The 19661-nt window shown below is 42.4% G+C and carries 17 protein-coding genes; 2 read left to right on the top strand and 15 right to left on the bottom strand.

The genetic code is table 11. The features are described from left to right. Nucleotides 1–17: 17 nt before the first annotated feature. From Q0081_RS15970 to Q0081_RS16020, 11 genes are all read right to left on the bottom strand, one after another. Nucleotides 18–1412 (bottom strand): NADH-quinone oxidoreductase subunit N, encoded by a 1395-nt coding sequence (locus Q0081_RS15970; protein WP_298355233.1) that lies wholly within the window; start codon nt 1410–1412, stop codon nt 18–20. Between the two features lie 197 nt (nt 1413–1609). Next, the gene (locus Q0081_RS15975; protein WP_298355235.1) at nt 1610–3064 is read right to left on the bottom strand and encodes a NuoM family protein; all 1455 of its coding nucleotides are present in this window, start codon (nt 3062–3064) and stop codon (nt 1610–1612) included. A 136-nt stretch (nt 3065–3200) separates the two neighbouring features. After that, on the bottom strand, nt 3201–5111 hold the full coding sequence (nuoL, locus tag Q0081_RS15980; protein WP_298355237.1) for an NADH-quinone oxidoreductase subunit L: 1911 nt from the start codon (nt 5109–5111) through the stop codon (nt 3201–3203). Between the two features lie 27 nt (nt 5112–5138). Further along, nucleotides 5139–5483 carry an NADH-quinone oxidoreductase subunit NuoK gene (gene nuoK, locus Q0081_RS15985; protein ID WP_298355239.1) on the bottom strand — a complete coding sequence of 115 codons (345 nt, stop codon included), beginning with the start codon at nt 5481–5483 and terminating at the stop codon, nt 5139–5141. Between the two features lie 164 nt (nt 5484–5647). Continuing rightward, complete coding sequence (locus Q0081_RS15990) at nt 5648–6487, bottom strand: bifunctional 2-polyprenyl-6-hydroxyphenol methylase/3-demethylubiquinol 3-O-methyltransferase UbiG (RefSeq protein WP_298355241.1); 840 nt, start codon at nt 6485–6487, stop codon at nt 5648–5650. Nucleotides 6488–6550: 63 nt separating this feature from the next. Beyond that, nucleotides 6551–8119, bottom strand: coding sequence for a murein biosynthesis integral membrane protein MurJ (gene murJ, locus Q0081_RS15995; protein WP_298355243.1), 1569 nt, complete (start codon nt 8117–8119; stop codon nt 6551–6553). 15 nt (nt 8120–8134) lie between these two features. Continuing rightward, on the bottom strand, nt 8135–9793 hold the full coding sequence (locus Q0081_RS16000; protein ID WP_298355244.1) for a hypothetical protein: 1659 nt from the start codon (nt 9791–9793) through the stop codon (nt 8135–8137). Nucleotides 9794–9805: 12 nt separating this feature from the next. Continuing rightward, nucleotides 9806–10282 (bottom strand): HAD family hydrolase, encoded by a 477-nt coding sequence (locus Q0081_RS16005; protein ID WP_298355246.1) that lies wholly within the window; start codon nt 10280–10282, stop codon nt 9806–9808. Between the two features lie 16 nt (nt 10283–10298). Beyond that, a complete protein-coding gene (locus Q0081_RS16010; RefSeq protein ID WP_298355248.1) occupies nt 10299–11963 on the bottom strand; it encodes a hypothetical protein in 1665 nt (554 codons plus the stop codon). A gap of 13 nt (nt 11964–11976) precedes the next feature. After that, a complete protein-coding gene (locus Q0081_RS16015; RefSeq protein WP_298355250.1) occupies nt 11977–12729 on the bottom strand; it encodes a cytidylyltransferase domain-containing protein in 753 nt (250 codons plus the stop codon). 20 nt (nt 12730–12749) lie between these two features. Continuing rightward, nucleotides 12750–13643, bottom strand: a complete 894-nt coding sequence (locus Q0081_RS16020; RefSeq protein WP_298355252.1) for an N-acetylneuraminate synthase family protein — start codon at nt 13641–13643, stop codon at nt 12750–12752. Nucleotides 13644–13913: 270 nt separating this feature from the next. On the opposite strand from Q0081_RS16020, the gene hemH reads away from it, so the two are divergent. Beyond that, nucleotides 13914–14975 (top strand): ferrochelatase, encoded by a 1062-nt coding sequence (hemH, locus tag Q0081_RS16025; protein ID WP_298355254.1) that lies wholly within the window; start codon nt 13914–13916, stop codon nt 14973–14975. A gap of 4 nt (nt 14976–14979) precedes the next feature. On the opposite strand, the gene Q0081_RS16030 is transcribed toward hemH, so the two are convergent. The 4 genes from Q0081_RS16030 to Q0081_RS16045 all read right to left on the bottom strand — a co-directional run bounded on the left by Q0081_RS16030 (nt 14980) and on the right by Q0081_RS16045 (nt 17551). Next, nucleotides 14980–15186 carry a T9SS type A sorting domain-containing protein gene (locus Q0081_RS16030; protein ID WP_298355256.1) on the bottom strand — a complete coding sequence of 69 codons (207 nt, stop codon included), beginning with the start codon at nt 15184–15186 and terminating at the stop codon, nt 14980–14982. Nucleotides 15187–15349: 163 nt separating this feature from the next. Then, nucleotides 15350–15742 carry a VOC family protein gene (locus Q0081_RS16035; RefSeq protein ID WP_298355258.1) on the bottom strand — a complete coding sequence of 131 codons (393 nt, stop codon included), beginning with the start codon at nt 15740–15742 and terminating at the stop codon, nt 15350–15352. A gap of 69 nt (nt 15743–15811) precedes the next feature. Next, on the bottom strand, nt 15812–17299 hold the full coding sequence (gene gatB, locus Q0081_RS16040) for an Asp-tRNA(Asn)/Glu-tRNA(Gln) amidotransferase subunit GatB (protein WP_298355260.1): 1488 nt from the start codon (nt 17297–17299) through the stop codon (nt 15812–15814). A 96-nt stretch (nt 17300–17395) separates the two neighbouring features. Further along, a complete protein-coding gene (locus tag Q0081_RS16045; RefSeq protein ID WP_298355262.1) occupies nt 17396–17551 on the bottom strand; it encodes a hypothetical protein in 156 nt (51 codons plus the stop codon). Between the two features lie 128 nt (nt 17552–17679). Here Q0081_RS16045 and Q0081_RS16050 point away from each other — a divergent pair, with 128 nt between their 5' ends. Next, on the top strand, nt 17680–19491 hold the full coding sequence (locus Q0081_RS16050; protein ID WP_298355264.1) for an acyl-CoA dehydrogenase family protein: 1812 nt from the start codon (nt 17680–17682) through the stop codon (nt 19489–19491). The last annotated feature ends 170 nt before the right edge of the window (nt 19492–19661 follow it).

The raw sequence follows: 19661 nt of genomic DNA on the forward strand, positions 1-19661 counted from the left end.
AATCGGCTCTTTTTTCTCTACACTAAGCCCCGCAGCAAATCGGGGAATAAGCCTAAGAATAAAGTGATAATTGTGGTGGCAATTAAGACCAAGCGGTAAAACGTAGGAACTTTGATTGCTCCAAGTTCACCTTCACGCATATAGGCGGCGATAATGGCACGGAAGTAGTAATAAACCCCAATTGCCGACATAAAGACGGCTACTATCAATAGCCAGGTTATACCGCGCTCAACGACGCTGGAGAAAACAAAAAACTTACCCCAAAAGCCGGCTGTCAAAGGAATCCCTGCTAAAGACAACATCGAAACAGTAAGTACAAAGGCCAATAAAGGGTTTTTCTTGCCCAAGCCATTGAATGCTTCAAAACTTTCGGCCGTCTCGTGCGAGCGAACACCTGTTTCTTTGGCCAAAACCATCAATACTCCAAACGCACTGATGGTAGCCAATGAATAAGCCAAGGAGTAAAAAACAATCGCACTTTGTGATTGTGAAGTGAGGGCAGTTAAACTCAAAAGTAAATAACCAGCGTGCGAAATGCTCGAATACGCCATCATGCGTTTGAAACTTTGCTGATAGACTGCGGTCACATTACCTGCCAACAGAGTCAATACCGTAATAGCGGCCATCGTAACCCACCAGAAGCTATAAATACCCGAGAATGAACCCGATAGCAATCGATAAATAGCAGCAAAGCCAGCTGTTTTTACGATGGTAGACATAAATGCCGTAAAAATCGTAGGGGCACCGTCGTACACATCCGGAGTCCAAAAATGGAAAGGCGCTGCTGATACTTTAAACAACATACCAATCAGAAGCATCAGAAGTCCTGCATACAGCATTACTGACGGAGTCGGATTGGTTAGAACGTAGGCTTTTAGAGCCGTTACGTTAAAAGAACCAGTTGCGCCGTAGAGTAATGCCATTCCGAAAAGCATAATCCCAGTAGCAAAAGCACCCATTAAAAAATACTTCAAAGCTGCTTCGTTAGAGCGCAGGTTTTTCTTGTCACTACCCGTAAGGACGTACATAGAAACTGATAGAATCTCGACGCCTAAAAACAACATGATTAAGTTTTCAAATCCAATCATCATGATTGCTCCCACTACCGAAAATAACATAATGGCGTAGTATTCTGCAGGTTGAGCAGATTCGTCATCTATAAAACCGCGCGTCAAAGCCACAATTAGAAGTGCCGACAGTAATACAATCCCCGAAAACGACATAGTCAGCTTGTTTTCAAACAGCATGCTCTTGAAATACAAGGAGGGGGCATCATTCCAATTGAGAAAATTAGCTACTAATACCACTACTAATACTAAAAGGGTAGCCGGCAACAGGAGATTTTTCGATTTCTGAAAGCCCAGAAATAAAACCACAAGGCCGAGTATGGAGAGGAGTACGATTGGAAGCATTTTCTTAATGTTTCAATTTAAATATTTAGTACACTGTTCATTAAACTTATTTACTTTTCACCTTCAGGAAAAATTTTTAAATCAGTTAACAGTGCATTTAGTTGTATCAAAAATCAATGTATATATAATTAATCACTCATTCACAATTCACCGCACGGGCACGGTACGCCGCTGGCCCCGTCATTCACAATTATTTCTTAGTAATGAATCATTTGTAAAAGATTACTTACTGCGGGTTCGGTCAATTTTAAGAAAGAATTAGGATATAGACCCATCCAAAATACCATAATTGTCAAGGGTAGCAACACAGCCCGTTCACTAAATGAAAGGTCGGCAAAATGCTCGGTAAAAGAGGATTTGTTGCCAAACATTGATTTCTGAAACAGACGCAGCATATAAACTGCCCCTAAAATAATCGTTGTTCCTGCAATAGCTCCCATCCAAACGTTTGATTCATAAACGCCTCGTAACAGTAAAAACTCACCAACAAAACCATTGGTCAACGGTAAAGCGACACTACCTAACATCAAAATCATGAAGTAGACCGTCAGGTTTGGAGTGCGCTGCGTAATACCGCCTAATTGCTCAATATTGCGAGTTTTCGTACGGGAGAAGATAATTTCAACGATGAAGAATAACCCTACCACATTGATACCGTGGGCAAGCATCTGAATCAAAGCACCCTGTACCCCGCTTAATGTTTGTGAAAACACCCCGGCCGACATCAACCCAACGTGAGCAAAAGAAGAGTAAGCAATCAAACGCTTCATATCGCGCTGTTGAATCGCGATAATGGAACCGTATACAATACCAATCACTGACAGTACTATGGCGGTGGTTCCCCAAGATTGCAAACCAAGAGGCAGAATCGGTAAAATAAAACGAATGACTCCATAAACACCCATTTTAAGCATGATACCGGCAAGTAGCATGGTAGCAGGCGTAGGAGATTCAGTATACGTGTCGGGTTGCCAGGTATGAAAAGGAAAGACCGGCATTTTGATAGCAAAAGCAATAAAGAAAGCCCAGAAAATCCAGCCTTGCTTTTGAGCATCTAAGGCTAATTTATAAAAGGCAGAAATTTCGGACGTATGCCCTTGGGGAGAGGTGGTTTGGTAGTATAAGTACACCAAGGCAACCAACATGAACAAACTACCAAAAATGGTATAAACAAAGAACTTGAAAGTAACTTTAATACGATTTTCACCACCCCAAACTGCCGCTAAGAAATAGACCGGAATTAGAGCCGCTTCAAAAAATAAATAGAACAAAAATGCATCAGTTGCTGTAAATACTCCCATCAAGGCTGATTGCATAAATAGAATCAACGCGTAGAAAGTAGAGGCGTTTTTGTAAGGTTGGCGGAAAGTAGAAAGAATAATAAGAGGGGTTAAAAATGCGGTAAGCATGACAAGCAACAAACTGATGCCGTCAATACCGCCTGCAAATGCAATGCCTGCTGATTTGATCCACGGATAGCTGAAACCGAACTGATGGGAAGCCGTGGGTTGAAATTGAGTGTAAACTACGATGGCTATCACCAACTCAACCACTGCTCCAATGAGAGCCAACTGCTTGGCACTGTTATTTTTCGTAATTAATGAAACTACACCCGCAAACAACGGAATGAGTATAAGTGAAAGTGTAAGCATATTTGAATGTCGATTTCAGAAATTATGAATAGAGTTGTTTGTTGATTAGCAAGAAAAAACAACTCTTTATTATTGATAATCAATCACTTCATTTCTTGAGCCGTTGTTTGTGCCGCACAAACAACACTCAATAACTTCATTTCAATAAGAAATTCCAGGCCAAAATCACTACTATCCCAATAACCATGGCAAAGACGTAGAAACCTGTTTCGCCAGATTGCAACAGGCGCATACGGCCTGCTGAAATCTGTACCAAACGACCTGCTCCATTTACCACCACATCAATTAGGAATTCACCAAAACTGTATAACAAGTTAGAAAGCTTGCGCATTGGGTTCACAAAAACCGCTTCGTAAAGCTCATCAACGTAGTATTTATTTTGGAGTACTTTGGCAAATCCTGTGACGTCTTTATCGGCCGCAGGAACGGTATTTCTACTGATAAATAAATTATAAGCAAACAAAATAGACAACACAGCTGCTCCTACCGACACTCCCATGAGTATGTATTCGGTTGAATGCTCCATGTGTCCTTCAAATAAATCGGGATTGACCTGTTTCGACAATTCAAACAAAGGGGCCATAAAGTGCTCCAACGACTCACCGCCATGCAAGGCATGTGGAATATTCATCAAACCGCCTACGGCCGACAACACCGCTAAAATCACCAACGGAATTGTCATTGAAGCGGGCGATTCGTGTAAATGATGTTCTTGCTCGTGAGTTCCGCGAAATTTGCCGAAGAACGTGACAAACAACAGGCGGAACATATAAAAAGCAGTCATCATGGAGGTAACCAACCCAATCCCCCACATGATTTTGTTGTGCTCAAATACGTGCGCCAAAATTTCATCTTTTGAAAAGAAACCGGCAAACGGTATGATCCCTGAAATAGCGAGTGTTGCAATCAAAAATGTCCAGAAGGTGACCGGCAGATGTTTCCGTAAACCACCCATGTTACGGATGTCCTGCTCGTCAGACATAGCGTGAATCACACTGCCCGCGCCCAAAAACAACAAAGCTTTAAAGAAAGCATGTGTCATAACGTGGAACATAGCCGAAGTATAAGCGCCAACGCCTAAGGCCAAAAACATATACCCCAATTGACTCACGGTTGAATAAGCCAATACTTTTTTAATGTCATTTTGGTATAAGCCAATCGAAGCGGCAACCACGGCAGTTAACAATCCAATTCCTCCCACAACTCCCAAAGTAGCAGGCGCAAGCGAGTACAGGACGTTGGAACGAATCACCATGTAAATTCCTGCCGTCACCATCGTAGCGGCGTGGATAAGTGCCGAAACGGGAGTAGGACCCGCCATCGCATCTGGTAGCCACGTATAAAGTGGTATTTGCGCCGATTTTCCCATGGCACCTACAAAAAGCAAAGCGGTGATAATAATAATGACACTATCGTTTACGCTGAAACTTCCGTTGGCGGCCTTGCTGAATACATCAAGGTATTCGACAGAACCGAAGGTTTGAATAATCATGAAAATGCCCAACAAAAAGCCCAAGTCGCCGATACGGTTCATAATGAAGGCTTTACGAGCGGCATTGTTGTAGTTGGTAACCTTGTTCCAGAAACCGATCAGTAAATAGGAACAAAGTCCCACCCCTTCCCAACCAATAAACATGATAACGTAGTTGGAACCCATTACGAGCAGCAACATGAAGAACAAAAAGAGGTTGAGAAAGGCAAAAAACTTTCCAAATCCTTCGTCGTGGCTCATATAACCGACTGAATAGATGTGAATTAATGACCCAACTCCGGTCACTACCATAAGCATCAACAGAGATAGTTGGTCTATCTGAAAAGAAAAGGCAATGTTTAACTGACCAATCGAAATCCAGTCAAATAATTTAACCAGTTGAGGTTGGCCATCGAAGCCATTCCAAGCCAGAATAGAAATAGCAAATGCTCCCAAGGCGGTTGCTGAGCCAATGACTCCTGCAAGATTTTTGGGAAGATGTCGAAACCCAATCCCGTTGATAATAAAACCAAGGAGGGGCAGTAACGGTATAAGAATAAGTAAGGATGAGTTCATAAATTGCTCAATTTCCAAATCAGAAAATTACCATTTCAATTTATTCAAGAAACCAATGTCAATCGTACGGGTGTTACGGTAGATCATGACGATGATCGCCAAACCTACAGCTACTTCCGCAGCGGCTACGGCCATAATAAAAAACACAAAAACCTGACCGACGGGATCAGATTTGTAGGTAGAAAATGCAATAAGCAACAAATTGACGGCATTGAGCATCAGTTCAACGCTCATAAAAATAATGAGTGCGTTGCGACGGGTCAATACTCCCACGATGCCTATCACAAACAGTGTCGTTGCCAACAGCACGTAGTTTTGTAATGGAATTAATTGGACGACGTCAGGGATTGACGGAGTAGCTTGTGGAAACATAGGTAGTTAGGTCGAATGAGAAATCTTATAAGAAAGATTATTCTTCAAAAACGTGGCAAATTTACTGAATAATCGTAGTTGCCCAAATCCGGACTTCAAAAACTATGAACCTTAAAATACATAGATGGCTGATTTTTGATAGGATAGGCTTCAACAATAGACGATTAAGAGTATTTACGGGCAGGTCCCATTATCCATCTTTTGAGCGTTTTTTGCATTTTGCTTCCCAGCCACGCATCAAATAGTTTGTCTCGTACGCCAGTGGGAGGTGTTTTGGGAATACTTTGGGGAGTAGCAGAAAGTACCAAATGAAAACTGCCGCTGGCCGGGCCACTGTATTTGGTCCCGCCTCTTACAAATTGAGTATTAAAAAAGTCTATAAAAGTAGGTTGATGATAGAATCCTAACTCCTCAAATTTAGTAATCCACCACTCTTTTGGCTTCACGGTTTGGTGTAGATTTACGCCGTTTACAATGTCATCGACCGTAGCTACGCTCATGATCCAGAGTCCGTGCGGTGCCAAATGCTTTTTAACATTGGCCGCAACATCTGCAATTTTACTTTCTTCAATGTGTTCCATTAATTCCCAAGAAGTAACCAAATCAAATAAAACAGGAATTTGCTTTTCTTTGGTTTCCACAAATATGTCAAAATTGGCGGTTACGTCGCAGGTAAATAAATTATTGGGAATCGTAGCCCATTCAGCCCTTTTAAATTTTTTGGAATAATCACTTCCCTCTAAACCCACAGCAAAACAGCCATCATTTAAGCAGTCTCTGACGAATCCGCCGCCAGCACAACCGATGTCCAATACCTTCCAGGGCCGAGGGTAGGAGTAAAAAGTCTGATATACTTTTTCATTAAAACGATAATTTCTGCTGTTATCATTGGCTGTTCCCCATGGTACTAAATGGTCAGGGGAGTCAAAAGCAATCGGTTTTTCGGTAGCTACTACAATTCGAGATGAATCGGTAAATTCAAAAGAGGAAGAGGTGGACAGCATCAAATCAACGGATTTAGATAAATAGAAGTAACTATGTTTTGTGCAAAGTTAAAAAATTAAGCATCAAATCGGCGTGTCCTTTTCGTTACCTACTTTAAATCGGTGCATGACTTTGGTACGAATAAGTTGAATTTCATCCACTTTAAGGAGAAGACTGCTGCCAATAAACACGACCAGAGCGATGATTGCTAAACTAATACCAATAAAAAGACTGCTTAATTTATCATAAGTCATGTAGTCGTTCCAGTAATTAGTAATACTCCAAATCGTTGCTGCTCCTATAACAAGAGATATAGTGATTTTTAAAATTTCTCCGGGATCATACAAACCAAAATAAGCTCTTTTCCAGTGGCGAACCGTCAGCATCGGCACAGAGGCCATTAAGAAATTTTGCAAAAACAGCTGAATTAATACGCCTTCAAACCCTAAAGTACGTATCAAAAAATACCCGATGGTAGCTGAAATGACGTGAATAATGCTCCAAAAATAATATTGTAACTCAGGGCGCGTCACCGAAACCGCCAACTTTCGAAATATCATATACGGTCCAGAACAAATCATTGCCGCAAAAAACACGCACAATAGTTCATACACTCGCTGTACATCCTGTGCGTTAAATTTTACGCCTCCCCAGAGCGTCCAAATCAAGTATTGGCCGCCTGCCCAAAAAGGGAGTACTATTAAAAAACCAATAAAATAGGAGAAATTAAGGTTTTTGGAAACGTATCTTTTTACTAACTGCCCGTTGTTTTGGGTGATAAAGCGGTTGATTTCGTTGAAAAATACGGTACTTATGGGTATCAAAAATACGTTTGAGACTTTTCCATAAATCAATTCTGCGTAGCGATAGATGGCAAAGGTGCCCGGAGGAAGCAGCGACAATCCGGCATTGAAGATAAACGTATAGATTTGAACACTGACCATGTAAGTGGAAGTAGCCGAAAGCGTACGTGCTAAATCACGCAACGGAAAATAGGGATTACGAAGCAACCAAGTATGCCGATACCCCAATTGCCGCAAATAATAAATAGTAGTGCCAAATTGTGCCAATACGCTGATTGTCAGTGCTACTACTAAACTTGCCGCATTGCCTTCACGTCCCCAAATGAGTAATATTGCGATGTTGCAGACTTGAGATACGGTGCTCGTAAACTCAACTTTTCCGTAGATATTTTCGGCATTAAGCATTCCCTGAAACAAATTGGTCGCAATCTGAAAAGGCATCAAAAAGCCCGTAACGCAGAAAATTTGCCAAACTTGGTATTTGGTAGTATCCTTGAAACCGGGCACCAACAAATTGACAATTCCCGTACCGCTTGCCACAAATGCCAACACCATCAGGAAGGCAATCCCCACCATGTAGTTGCTCAGGGTAGATACCACCGACATTGCCGCTTTAGGACTGACTTCCTGTTTGATACGGTGATAACGCGCTACAATGATTTCCACTAATTGGCCTGTATTGACAAACCGCGAGACAGCGGTGCCCAGTACCGAAGCCGCAAAAAATGCTTCTACCTGCGGAGATGTACCAAAAAGATACACCATAAGCGTCGAAATGACGACGTTTAAAATGACATTGAGCGAATTTAAACTGAAAAGAACTCCGATATTTCGATAATCAAGTGACAAAGCAGGGATGAAAGTTTATTGGTCAAAGATAGTGGTATTGGTTATATAAAGTACAGGCTTGGTACCGACTTTCAACCAATTGATTTGGTACTGATTAAAAGATTGGATACAATCGTAGGCTTCAGCCTCCAGGCCTTTTTTAAAATAACTTTGCTGTTTCAGCATACTTACGAGGTCATTCCGAGTAGAGGCCGTCGGGAAAATTATCTTCTTTTGGCCTTTGGTCAAGACCAAATAAATGGCTTCGTTGGCGGCGTTTGGAAATTCCAACTGTGGCTCTTCGATCAGCCAATAATTGCCGCAGGTGATACCGTCGGCTTTTGTTTCCTCGTTGTGTTCTTTTTGTTGTTTTCCCTGAAATGGAAGCGGGGATGCCATTTTCAGTTGAGCCATTAAATCATAAGGGAGCGGAATGGTATACAAACCGATTTTCTGAGCCTCGGTGGCTGTTTTGACAAAACGCGGCGTTCCGTCGGTGGTGTACACATCCACTTGGTTGTTAAGGATGTTATAGTAATCAGTCACGGTACGCCATTCGGTCGTTTTGCGTAATCCAATATCACGATAGAAACTCAATAGTGTGATGATTAGTACTATTATCCACGGCAAGAGGGCTATCAGACGGTTTACGCTGAATTTAATGAGTCGGAATCCCATCAGGAAACTAAGAGCTACTGCTAAGGAAGAATACTGTCGATAGCGCCCGCCAATGATGATACTCATTCCTTTTTCGGCCCGAAACAACGCCACGGCCAAAGCCGTGAGGAAAATAAAGACCATGAGTGAAAGTAAAATCAAATCGGTACGTTCCCGGGATTGCAGGTATTTTTTGAAGGAGATTAGACTCATGATGAAGACAATAAGTCCAACCAATACAGCCATTGCCTGACCCAATTTTCCGCCCAACAACGCTCCGTAAGAACCTAAAAATGCCAATAAATTAAGCGGTAGAAAAAGTAAATTACTTAATTCAAAGATGCCCGAAGAGGGCTGTTGACGCATCAGATAAAAATAAGTACCACAGGCAAGAATCGCAGTAAAACCCCAAACAAGGTACTGTTTCAAAGGACGTTTATCCATCAACATAATAAAAAATCCTACTGGCCAGATCATAAGCCCATTGCCATTGCTGAATAAAGAAAGAATAGCGACCGGCAATGCCCAATACAATGTTTTGGAATTTGACAGAAGAAAAATGCTCAAAGTTACGGGCAGTACTACCCATATATTGGACCAAAGTGCCATGACCCAAAAAGAAGTGGGAGAATATTGGGGATTTAAAAATACCAATATCACCATCAAGAAATAAATGGCAGAGAAGCGATTGGAAGGAGTAAATAATCGGTACAGAAAGATTAATTGAATCACTAGCAGTCCATTGCCAATAAGAAGAAGACTTCCAAAATTTATTTTTTTCGTCAGACCATAGCTAATCCAACTCACTACGCGCGTTATCATCATAATGTGCTCATTATGAGGCAGCAGAAGTGACTTGAGTTGTTCAGCGAAATCAACTTTCCTGAAAGTAATAATGTACTTTAAAATGGCGTCATAGTCGTCGAGGTAAGGGATATTTACCGCATATTGAGCTACGTAGTAAAAATACCAACTCACATACGCTGTTGCTAAAATGATAAGCCAATAAAAACGGGAGGATGATTGTTGCCTTTGCATGATTACTCTATTTTACTGCTTTTTCAAGATGAGTTCTACAAACTCTCTAACAGCCCCATCGCCGCCTTTTTTTTCAAGCAAAATAATGGAAGGTAGATTTTTGATTATTGAAACAGCATTCGCCGGGCAAGCTGCCACGCCGACTGCCTTTAATAAATCCAGACAATTGATATCGTCACCAATGTAAGCGACTTCACTTAGTGAAATGCCCATTTCAGCACAAATCTGTTGGGCTACTGCCAATTTTCCTCCGTCGCGTTTACCTTGGAATAGGTAGTCGGCCTTGATTTTAGCCGCTCGGCGTGCAACAATCTGCGTATTTTCGGAAGTGACAATACCCGTTTTTATGCCTGCATTACGAAGCAATTCAAACGCCATTCCATCGTGCGTGTGAAACCGTTTGATTTCGTCACCGCTTTCGGTATAATACATGCTTCCGTCCGTTAAAACACCATCAACGTCGGTCAAAAAAAGTTTTATCGCCATCATTCAGATTCACAACTGCTTAAATGTCAATGGTACGGTTTGTTCTATAAAAACGGACTGAATTGTTCTTTGAAATATTCACCAGAAATAAATTATAGATGCCTTTCGGTAGCCGACAGGCGGCTATTTCTCCCACAAAACCCGGTTTGAAATACGCAAAGTTACGCACTAATTGACTCGGCTTTGTTTTAATAGAAGTAGAGGGATAGAGATAACTATACTTGTCATTTTTCAGCATCCATATCCACATTTCTTCCTCCCCCAGTTGGAAGGTGGGTTGTTCAGATTCAACTATGTACCCCTTAGAGCAACCACTTGTATCGGTAGAGGGCTCTGTTTGAAAGGTTGTAGAAATAACCAAAGCATCGGTGGGAGGTGTTAACCAATCGTTGGGGTTTTCTACTAATTGCGTTCCTCCCGTATTCAATAAATTCTTATCCAACGTCTCGCGGAAAATTTCGGGAAACGACATTTGGCCTTTCTTTTCTATGTACAGGGTGTTGTTATACTTCATGTTGTAAGCGTCCGTAAAAAAGCGCTGATTGTCCATGTACCGATATCCCCAATCTTTGTAATAAGAGAGGATTCCAACTAAAATGCTCAAAGGTAAGGCGAAATAAAACAGCCATTTAGCCTGACGTTTTGGGTATAAATAATACAGGCAGGTGATGTAAACAATGGAAACAGCCAAGGCGGAATAATGGCGATAGCGCCCTAAATACATCGCCTCCAACCCCACAGGTTCGGTTCTTAACAGAGCAACGGCTGCACCCGTCATAAGTATGAAAAGGAAAAAGGCAGACAACTTGAAGTAGAGCGAAGTAAAGTAATTGATTTTTCTTATTTGCAGAAAATTGACTGCTATAAGTACAGCTGTCAGCACAAAACCAAGAACTAAAGCGAGATTCCTCAAACTTCCGGATACAAAATCACCATAATTTCCAATAAAAATCATACAGCCCAACAACCACTTTAAGGGGTTGGTTTGAATACCATACTGATGGTCAGGAATGCCCAATGATTTGGCCCATACATAGCCTGAGACTGAAACAGCGCTTAATGATATCCACAGTAAAATCCGTCTTTTTTCGGCTCGTTGAAAAAGCAATACGCTAAAACCGATAATCAGCACCAGCAAACCGTTTCCGTTGGAAAATGTAGCTGCTAAGGCAAGTAAAAATGCCAATCCAAAACGCCAAACTTCTTTTTGATTAGAAATCAAAAGATTCAGGGATTCGACGGCCAACCAGACCACAATCAAATTGGACCAAAGGGCCATAGGCCACAAGGCCGTTTCTGAAAACTGAACCTGAAATAATAGGAATGGAACGGGAAGAAAGAGAAACGAAGGTAGTTTGGCTTCTTTCGTCAATGTATAAAGCAACCACAAAACACGGACCCAAAAGAGATTTGCGAGCAAAATCATTGCTTTCAGATTCATACTTCCCGTAAAAAGCACCTGAAAATAGGCAATGATTTTAGCGGGGAGGATAACGTGTTCTCGAAAAGGCACAAACATTAGCCGCCACGTTTCACCCGTAAACGGAAAGGCACGATTGATAAAAGCTAAAATAGCAGGAATGTCGTCTTCATTGGGAAATGGAGTACTGAATCGACACAAATACCCGAAAAAAAAGAGAACCGGTAAACTGCTTACAGCAAAAAATGCAGCCTTTTTGAGCATGATGAACTGCGTTTTATCCCTCTGCCAAACTGTTATTAAACTTCACGCAATCTACCAACTGCATCGTTTCTTCTGCTTTGCGAAAACCAACGAGGTCGTCAATGTCAATGGCATAGTCAAACGGTAGCACATAGGGAAGAATGGGATAACCCGACATTGATTTTTTTTCAAGAATAACGTGAGGTCTAATCACGTCCAAGTTGCCGATATGCCAGTACACAGGTGGGAGTTTTTGACGCGGTTCGTTATAAAATTCGGGTAAGGTCTGATGACTCATCAAAGGTTTCATCGTAGAAGTCTCTTCATCATACAGCCACAATTTATAGGGAGTAATGGGGGAAGGGGTAATGGTTCGAATACTGTCAGCTTCGGGGGCATTCAGCAATCGTTGTATGGCATCTTCGATATGATGTACCGAACGAACAGGGGAGGTAGGGCGCAGTTGCACTACTAAATCCGGTCGGTAATTTTCATTTTCTATAAACCAGCGCAGCGCATGATCGAAAACGTCAAAGTCGGTACTCAAATCCTGGGCAAATTCGGCAGGTCGGATAAAGGGGACTTCTGCGCCGTATTGTGCCGCGACATTGGCGATTTTTTCGGAATCGGTCGAGATAATGGTACGCGTAATGGAAGGAGTTTCAAGTGCCGCTTTGATACTGTACGCAATCAGCGGGTGACCCGCCAGCGGTAATAAGTTTTTATTGGGAAGACCTTTGCTTCCACTACGAGCCTGAACAATAGCCAGTACGTTGGGTCGAGACATAACTTAATGGAGTTGGCTAATTAAGCCGTTTGGGCTTTACGATATTTTAATTTATTGCGTTGTTCGGCCTCAATGTCTAAAATTTCCTTGGCTTTGTACGTGAGCGCATCATGAATGCAGTTCAAATCCCGTACTAATTTTTGCAGACCGGCTACTTCAAGCGAGGCCGCGTGGTCGGTGCCTTTCCAGGTACGGTCTTTGGTAAAATGTCGCTCAACCCAACGTGCTCCCAGCGTATAGGCAGCTATATCAGCTGCAATTCCAAGGTGATGCCCAGAGAACCCGATTTCCTTAACTCGGTTGCCATAATTATCATACAACCGATTGATTTCGAGCAGGCAAATGTCTTTGAACGGAACCGGATAGCCGGAAGTACAATTGTACAGAACCAGTCGGTTTTTAGCTTGGTTGGTTTCTTCAAAAAACGCCACAATCTCCTCCACCTCACTCAGAGTCGTCATCCCCGAGGAAATATGCACATCACCGGCGTATTGGTCACGGAGCAAGCGCAGCATTTCATAATGGTTATTACAAGCCGAGGGAACTTTGATGAAATCGGGTTTGAGGGCTATGATTTGATGCGCAGAAGTCATGTCCCATACGGACGTGGCATAACCAATTCCAATGGATTCGGCATAGGCTTTCAAATCGGCATGTTGCTCCCAACTTAATTCCAAAAATTCCCGATGCGCTCCGTAGGTACTGCCGTAGGAATTGTAAGGAGTAGGGTGTGGGGCATTGTATTGTTCCTCGGTCAGGAGCTCACGCGCGTTGCGTTTTTGAAACTTGGCATAATCTGCCCCACAATCTTTCGACAGTTTGATTAATTCCTTCGCAATCTCGAAGTCACCCATGTAGTTGCAACCGATTTCAGAAATAACTAAGGGCTTGTGATATACAAAATTGAATGCCATGACTCGCTTACTTTTTATGATTACTTTTCTTTAGAAGCAAAAAGCCTACAAAGGTAACGTTTGATTTTGTAGTTTTAGACGCTTCTTGTCTTGAATTGGTACAGCCTTTGTTTGTGCGGACGCAAATAACTTTAATTTCTGTCCAGCTTTAAAGGCCAGGAATCGGCAAGAAAGCAAAAATAGACAGGAACTTTTTTGCCTGATTAGAGTTATTTTTAAGTACCTCCAAATGTACTGGAAAACAAAATACAATTGCCCGCTCAAAAAATTATGATTTCACCTGTCTTAGAATCAGCTGTAAGTACTCAACAAAATCTCGGCAAAACGGGAGTTTTGATTGTTAATCTCGGGACTCCCGACAGCCCCAATACGCCCGATGTTCGCAAGTATTTGCGTGAGTTTTTGATGGACGGACGCGTGATAGATATTCCCTATCTTCAGCGCTTTATGCTCGTCAATCTCATCATTGCGCCTTTTCGCGCTCCCAAATCGGCTAAGGTATACAAGGAGTTATGGTTGCCGGAAGGCTCACCTTTAAAAATCTATGGCGAATCGGTAGAGAAATTACTGCAGGAAAGTTTGGGAGAAAAATACGTTGTTAAATTGGCAATGCGTTACCAAAACCCAAGTATTGAGGTGGGTTTAGCTGCTTTTCAAAAAATGGGGTTGACGGAGATTGTAGTTGTTCCGTTTTTTCCCCAATATGCTTCGGCTTCCACGGGCTCCGTGTACGAAGAAGTGATGCGTATCTTGGCAAAATGGCAGGTAATGCCTCAACTTCGTTTTGTCAACCAATTTGTAAAACACCCCAAGTTTATTGAAGGATTTGTCCAAAATGCTAAGAAATACATAGCTAAGCACGAGTACGACTTTTTTCTGTTCAGTTACCACGGCTTACCCGAACGTCAGATTTTAAAGGGGGATGTAACCCAAAAAGTGTGTCAACTCGGCGAATGTTGCGGTTCGCTCCATGCCATGAATCAGCATTGCTACCGCGCTCAATGTTTTGAAACGACACGTTTATTGGTCAAAGCGCTGAATATTCCCGAAGGAAAATACATGACGAGTTTTCAGTCACGTTTGGGTAAAACTCCTTGGGTACAACCCTATACCGACGACGTAATCAAAGAATTGCCCGGAAAGGGCATTAAAAGTGTGTTGGCCTTTTCGCCCGCCTTTGTGTCCGACTGTCTCGAAACCACCATCGAAGTGGGCGAAGAGTACAAAGAGTTATTTGAAGAGTCAGGAGGTAAACACTGGCAACTCGTCGAAAGCCTTAACGACAGCCCAATTTGGATTGAAACGTTGGTGGATTTGGTGAAAAACGCTTAAAAAGTTACTCTTTTATAAATTTACCGGTGACTATTTTGTCGGCTATCGTTCTGATAAGATAAACTCCCTGCGGTAAATTTCCTACATTAAAATCGTGGCTGTGAGTCAGATACCGTTTGGTTTCCTGATATTCATCCATGATTTTTCCTTTTACATCGATAAGCTGAAATAAGACTTTAACATGCTTAGTTGCGGAGTAAGAAACCTTCACTTTGGTGCGTAGCGTAAGCAGATTGAAGCAGACTGAATAAAAAAGCGAGCGTAAAGAGTTTTTTCATGGCGCAGTCGTAGTTTATTAAACTATAAACGACTGACAATGAGAAGTTAGTGTGTGCTTTTTAGGTAGATTTATAGATTAAAAACAACGGTCGATTTTAAACTGGCGGTTGTTTGAGAGGCGGTTGCCAAAGTTCTATTTTGGTGCCATCGGGGTCGAAAATCCAGCCAAATTTTCCAAATTCAGTATCTTCCGTTTTCTCAAAAACATGAACACCCTCCTGGCGTAATTCTGTCAGGAGCGCAAACAGGTCTTCTACAATAAAATTAAGCATGAATGATTGCTCACTGGGAGCGAAGTACGTAGTGCTTTCTTTAAAAGGACTCCAAACCTGATAAGCATCCAGATTGGCCTCCTCCAGTTGCTTTGGAAAAAACTGCGTGTCCCATTCCTCAGCGGCAATGCCCAAATGCGTACGATACCATTCGCGAAGCGCTGCGGGGTCTTTTGATTTGAAAAAGATTCCCCCAAGACCGATTACTCTTTTCATAGCTTATAGATTAATATAATTCACAAATGAGCGACGTGACAGTCGGCTTTGAACCGACCGCCACGTATTTTATCCTAATTTCTTTGCCAATAATTGATTGACAATTTTAGGGTCGGCGCTGCCTTTGGATTTTTTCATTACTTCTCCTACAAATAGTCCCATCAGCCCTTTTTTGCCTTTTTTAAATTCCTGCACCTTATCAGCCATCGCCGTCAATACTTCATCCACAATGCCTTCCAAAGCACCGGCGTCACTGTTTTGCAGCCAATTGTTTTGTTTAGCTGCTTCCAGTGGATTTTGCGTCGGGTTCTCAAGTAAAATCGGTAACAGCTTTTGCGAAGCCGTTGAATGACTTACCTGATTGCTTTCCACCAATTTGATTACTTCTGCCAACTGAGCGGGAGAAAGTGGAAATTGGTCGGCTGTCTTATCGGAATTTTCGTTCAAATATGTTTTGACAGGTCCTAAGACCCAATTGGCGGCGGCTTGGTAATTTCCTGCCTTCGCTCCTAATTCCTCAAAATAAAGAGCCACCTCTTTAGTGTCGGTTAATGTAGTCGCGTGTCCTGCCGAAAGACCATAGTTTGCCGTAAATCGCTCAAACAGTTGGCGCGGCAACGGCGGCATTTCATCCTGAATCTTAGTCATCCATTCGTCCGAAATAAAAACGGGGGCTAAGTCAGGCTCGGGAAAATAACGGTAGTCGTTCATGGTTTCTTTCAGTCGCATCCCCGATGTTTCACCCGTTTCGGGGTCAAACATGCGCGTTTCCTGCAAGATAATGTCTCCATTTTCTACCATTTCCACCTGCCGACGGAATTCTGTTTCTACGGCCTTCATCACGTTCCGAATCGAATTCATGTTTTTGACCTCTACTTTCGTGCCCAACGTCAAAGCACCTTTCAAGCGAACTGAAACGTTTAAGTCACACCGCAACGAGCCTTCTTCCATGTTTCCGTCGCAAATATCAATGAAGCGAACCAACTGCCGAACGGCCGTTAAAAAAGCCCCCGCTTCTTCAGCCGAACCGATACATGGATCCGTAACCATTTCAATCAAAGGCGTTCCTGCACGGTTGTAATCCAGTAATGTATCGGTCAGTGCACCATCATGAACTGATTTTCCCGCATCTTCTTCTAAGTGGATATGGTGGATTTGTACCGTTTTTTCAACTGATTTACCAGACTTATCCTTAAATGTAACGGGTATTCCGCCACCTACGCAAATCGGAAATTTGTCTTGCGAAAGCTGATAACCCTTTGGAAGGTCGGGATAGAAGTAATTTTTGCGGTCAAAAATGGTATTTCGTGTAATGTCGCACCCACACGCCAAGCCCATGCGCACAGCGTACTCAACGGCTTTTTTGTTGAGTTTGGGTAACGTTCCCGGGTGCGCCAGCGTAATCACACTGATGTTGGTGTTGGGTTCACTGCCGAATTGATTAGCGTCGGCGGCAAAAATTTTAGTATTGGTCTGTAGTTGACAATGTACTTCCAAGCCAATCACAATCTCGTATTTGGCAAGTACTTCGGGCGATATAGTAAGTGTTTCGGTCATTTATCTTCGGTATAGCCTCCCGTCACTTTACGGAAAGCATCAATAATTTCAACAAAATAAGGATTCTCAAGGTGCAAAATTAGTGCGTTCAAGACACTATAGCTGTTTTACCAATTCACTGATTTTCGGGTTATTCTGAATATCATCTTCCATTTTTTTCTCTAACTCCTGTTTGCTTGCCAATAGTCGCTTGGCCCAAGCGACTGCCCGCTCCTGACGAACTTGCTCCTCGGTTTTTGCTATCGTTTCCATTGTCGTTGGATTTTTTTACAAAGATAATGATTCAAGCTATAAAATTTTTTAATAGTATGCTTGCATACTATTTTTGTTTACTCTAATTTTGTATGCAAGCATAACATTATTTAAAATTCCTATAAACCATGACAGCAGTAGAAAATCGTGCCGGTATTAAAGGAGGAGAATTCCTGATTAAAGACACCGATGCTTCTCAAGTATTTATCCCAGAAGAGTTTACCGAAGAGCAGTTAATGATTGCTCAATCATGCCGTGACTTTTTGGCTACCGAGATTTGGCCGCGTGTAGAAGAAATAGACAAAGCTAAATCGCCCGATTTGATGTCGTCTCTGATGGACAAAGCCGGCGAGTTAGGGCTTTTGGGTACCGCCGTTCCCGAAGAATACGGCGGATTTGGAATGAGTTTCAATACTTCCATGCTCGTCGCGGAAGCAACGGGTGCCGGTAATTCTTTTTCAGTGGCTTTGTCGGCTCACACGGGGATTGGTACATTGCCTATTTTATATTACGGAAACGAAGATCAAAAATCACAATATCTGCCAAAACTTGCTTCGGGCGAGTGGAAAGCCGCTTATTGCTTAACCGAACCTGATTCAGGTTCAGATGCCAATTCGGGTAAAACCAAAGCGGTTTTGAGCGAAGATGGAAAAAGCTACATTCTCAATGGTCAAAAAATGTGGATTACCAACGGTGGTTTTGCCGACGTATTCATTGTTTTTGCCAAAATTGACGAAGGTGGAAAAACAGATAAAAATTTGACGGCGTTTATCGTAGAAAAAACCTACGGAGGGATAACGATGAATGAGCCCGAACATAAAATGGGTATCAAAGGCTCTGACACGCGTCAGATTTTCTTTAATGACTGCCACGTGCCTGTTGAAAACATGCTTTCTGACCGTGGAAACGGTTTCAAGATTGCCGTTAATATTTTGAATATTGGTCGTATCAAATTAGCAGTTGCAGCCGTGGGAGGTGCTAAACAGGTAGCCACGGAAGCAATCCGATACGCCAACGAACGCAAACAATTCGGCATTGCCATCAGTACGTTTGGCGCTATTAAGCACAAATTGGGTGAAATGGCCGTGAAGCTGTATGCTTCAGAATCAGCTTCTTACCGTGCGGGTCAAAACATTGACGATGCCATTGAAGACTTAAAAGAAAAAGGGGTGTCGGATGCCGAAGCCAAACTGAAAGCCTTAGAGCAGTTTGCCATTGAATGCGCCATGATGAAAGTACACGGCTCCGAAGTGCTTGATTACGTGGTAGATGAAGGGGTACAAGTGTATGGCGGTATGGGCTTTTCGGCCGATGCACCCATGGACCGTGCGTATCGCGATGCCCGTATCAATCGCATCTTTGAAGGGACCAACGAAATCAATCGTATGTTAACGGTAGATATGCTGCTAAAACGCGCTATGAAGGGTGAAATTGACCTGATGGGACCCGCTATGGCCGTAGGCAAAGAAATCATGTCAATTCCTGATTTTAGCCTTACCGAAGATGAAACTCCGTTTGCTGCCGAAAAGAAAGTGATTAAAAACTTGAAAAAAGCGGCGTTGATGGTAGCGGGTGCAGCGGTACAGAAGTTTATGATGAAACTGTCGGATGAGCAGGAAATCTTGATGAATGTAGCTGATATGGCAATTGAAATTTACGCTGCTGAATCAGCTATCTTACGTACGGAAAAACTCATCGGTATCAAAGGAGAAAAAGCCTGTGAGTTGCAAAAAGACTTAGCGATGTGCTATTTGCACGAAGCAGTAGAGAAAGTGAACGGCGCCGGTAAAGCAGCGATTATGGGTTTTGCCGAAGGGGATGAACTTCGCGTTATGCTCATGGGCTTAAAGCGTTTCACTAAAATTGAACCTTTTAATACCAAAAATGCGCGTCGTCGGGTTGCTGATGCGATGATTGCGGAGAATAAATATGTTTTCTAATTCCGGTTCTTGGTCGGACTTGGCGTTTACGTTTAAAACTGACTTACAATCAGGATACTATGTATTCCAAAAGCACATTTTCTGCTGCTGATTATTACTCGAACAAAGCAATAACCGTTTAATAAATAGGCAGATACAAAAGCCGTTTGCCCCTTGGCAAGCGGCTTTTT

The organism is Runella sp. (assembly GCF_027484545.1).
GTDB lineage: Bacteria > Bacteroidota > Bacteroidia > Cytophagales > Spirosomataceae > Runella.

Coding starts and splice junctions, on each gene's coding strand:
- Q0081_RS16010 (WP_298355248.1), bottom strand. CDS start 11,963: ATGCTCAAAAAGGCTGCATTTTTTGCTGTAAGCAGTTTACCGGTTCTC.
- Q0081_RS16015 (WP_298355250.1), bottom strand. CDS start 12,729: ATGTCTCGACCCAACGTACTGGCTATTGTTCAGGCTCGTAGTGGAAGC.
- Q0081_RS16000 (WP_298355244.1), bottom strand. CDS start 9,793: ATGCAAAGGCAACAATCATCCTCCCGTTTTTATTGGCTTATCATTTTA.
- Q0081_RS16050 (WP_298355264.1), top strand. CDS start 17,680: ATGACAGCAGTAGAAAATCGTGCCGGTATTAAAGGAGGAGAATTCCTG.
- Q0081_RS15990 (WP_298355241.1), bottom strand. CDS start 6,487: ATGCTGTCCACCTCTTCCTCTTTTGAATTTACCGATTCATCTCGAATT.
- nuoL (WP_298355237.1), bottom strand. CDS start 5,111: ATGAACTCATCCTTACTTATTCTTATACCGTTACTGCCCCTCCTTGGT.
- Q0081_RS15975 (WP_298355235.1), bottom strand. CDS start 3,064: ATGCTTACACTTTCACTTATACTCATTCCGTTGTTTGCGGGTGTAGTT.
- Q0081_RS15970 (WP_298355233.1), bottom strand. CDS start 1,412: ATGCTTCCAATCGTACTCCTCTCCATACTCGGCCTTGTGGTTTTATTT.
- nuoK (WP_298355239.1), bottom strand. CDS start 5,483: ATGTTTCCACAAGCTACTCCGTCAATCCCTGACGTCGTCCAATTAATT.
- Q0081_RS16005 (WP_298355246.1), bottom strand. CDS start 10,282: ATGATGGCGATAAAACTTTTTTTGACCGACGTTGATGGTGTTTTAACG.
- hemH (WP_298355254.1), top strand. CDS start 13,914: ATGATTTCACCTGTCTTAGAATCAGCTGTAAGTACTCAACAAAATCTC.
- gatB (WP_298355260.1), bottom strand. CDS start 17,299: ATGACCGAAACACTTACTATATCGCCCGAAGTACTTGCCAAATACGAG.
- Q0081_RS16035 (WP_298355258.1), bottom strand. CDS start 15,742: ATGAAAAGAGTAATCGGTCTTGGGGGAATCTTTTTCAAATCAAAAGAC.
- Q0081_RS16045 (WP_298355262.1), bottom strand. CDS start 17,551: ATGGAAACGATAGCAAAAACCGAGGAGCAAGTTCGTCAGGAGCGGGCA.
- Q0081_RS16020 (WP_298355252.1), bottom strand. CDS start 13,643: ATGGCATTCAATTTTGTATATCACAAGCCCTTAGTTATTTCTGAAATC.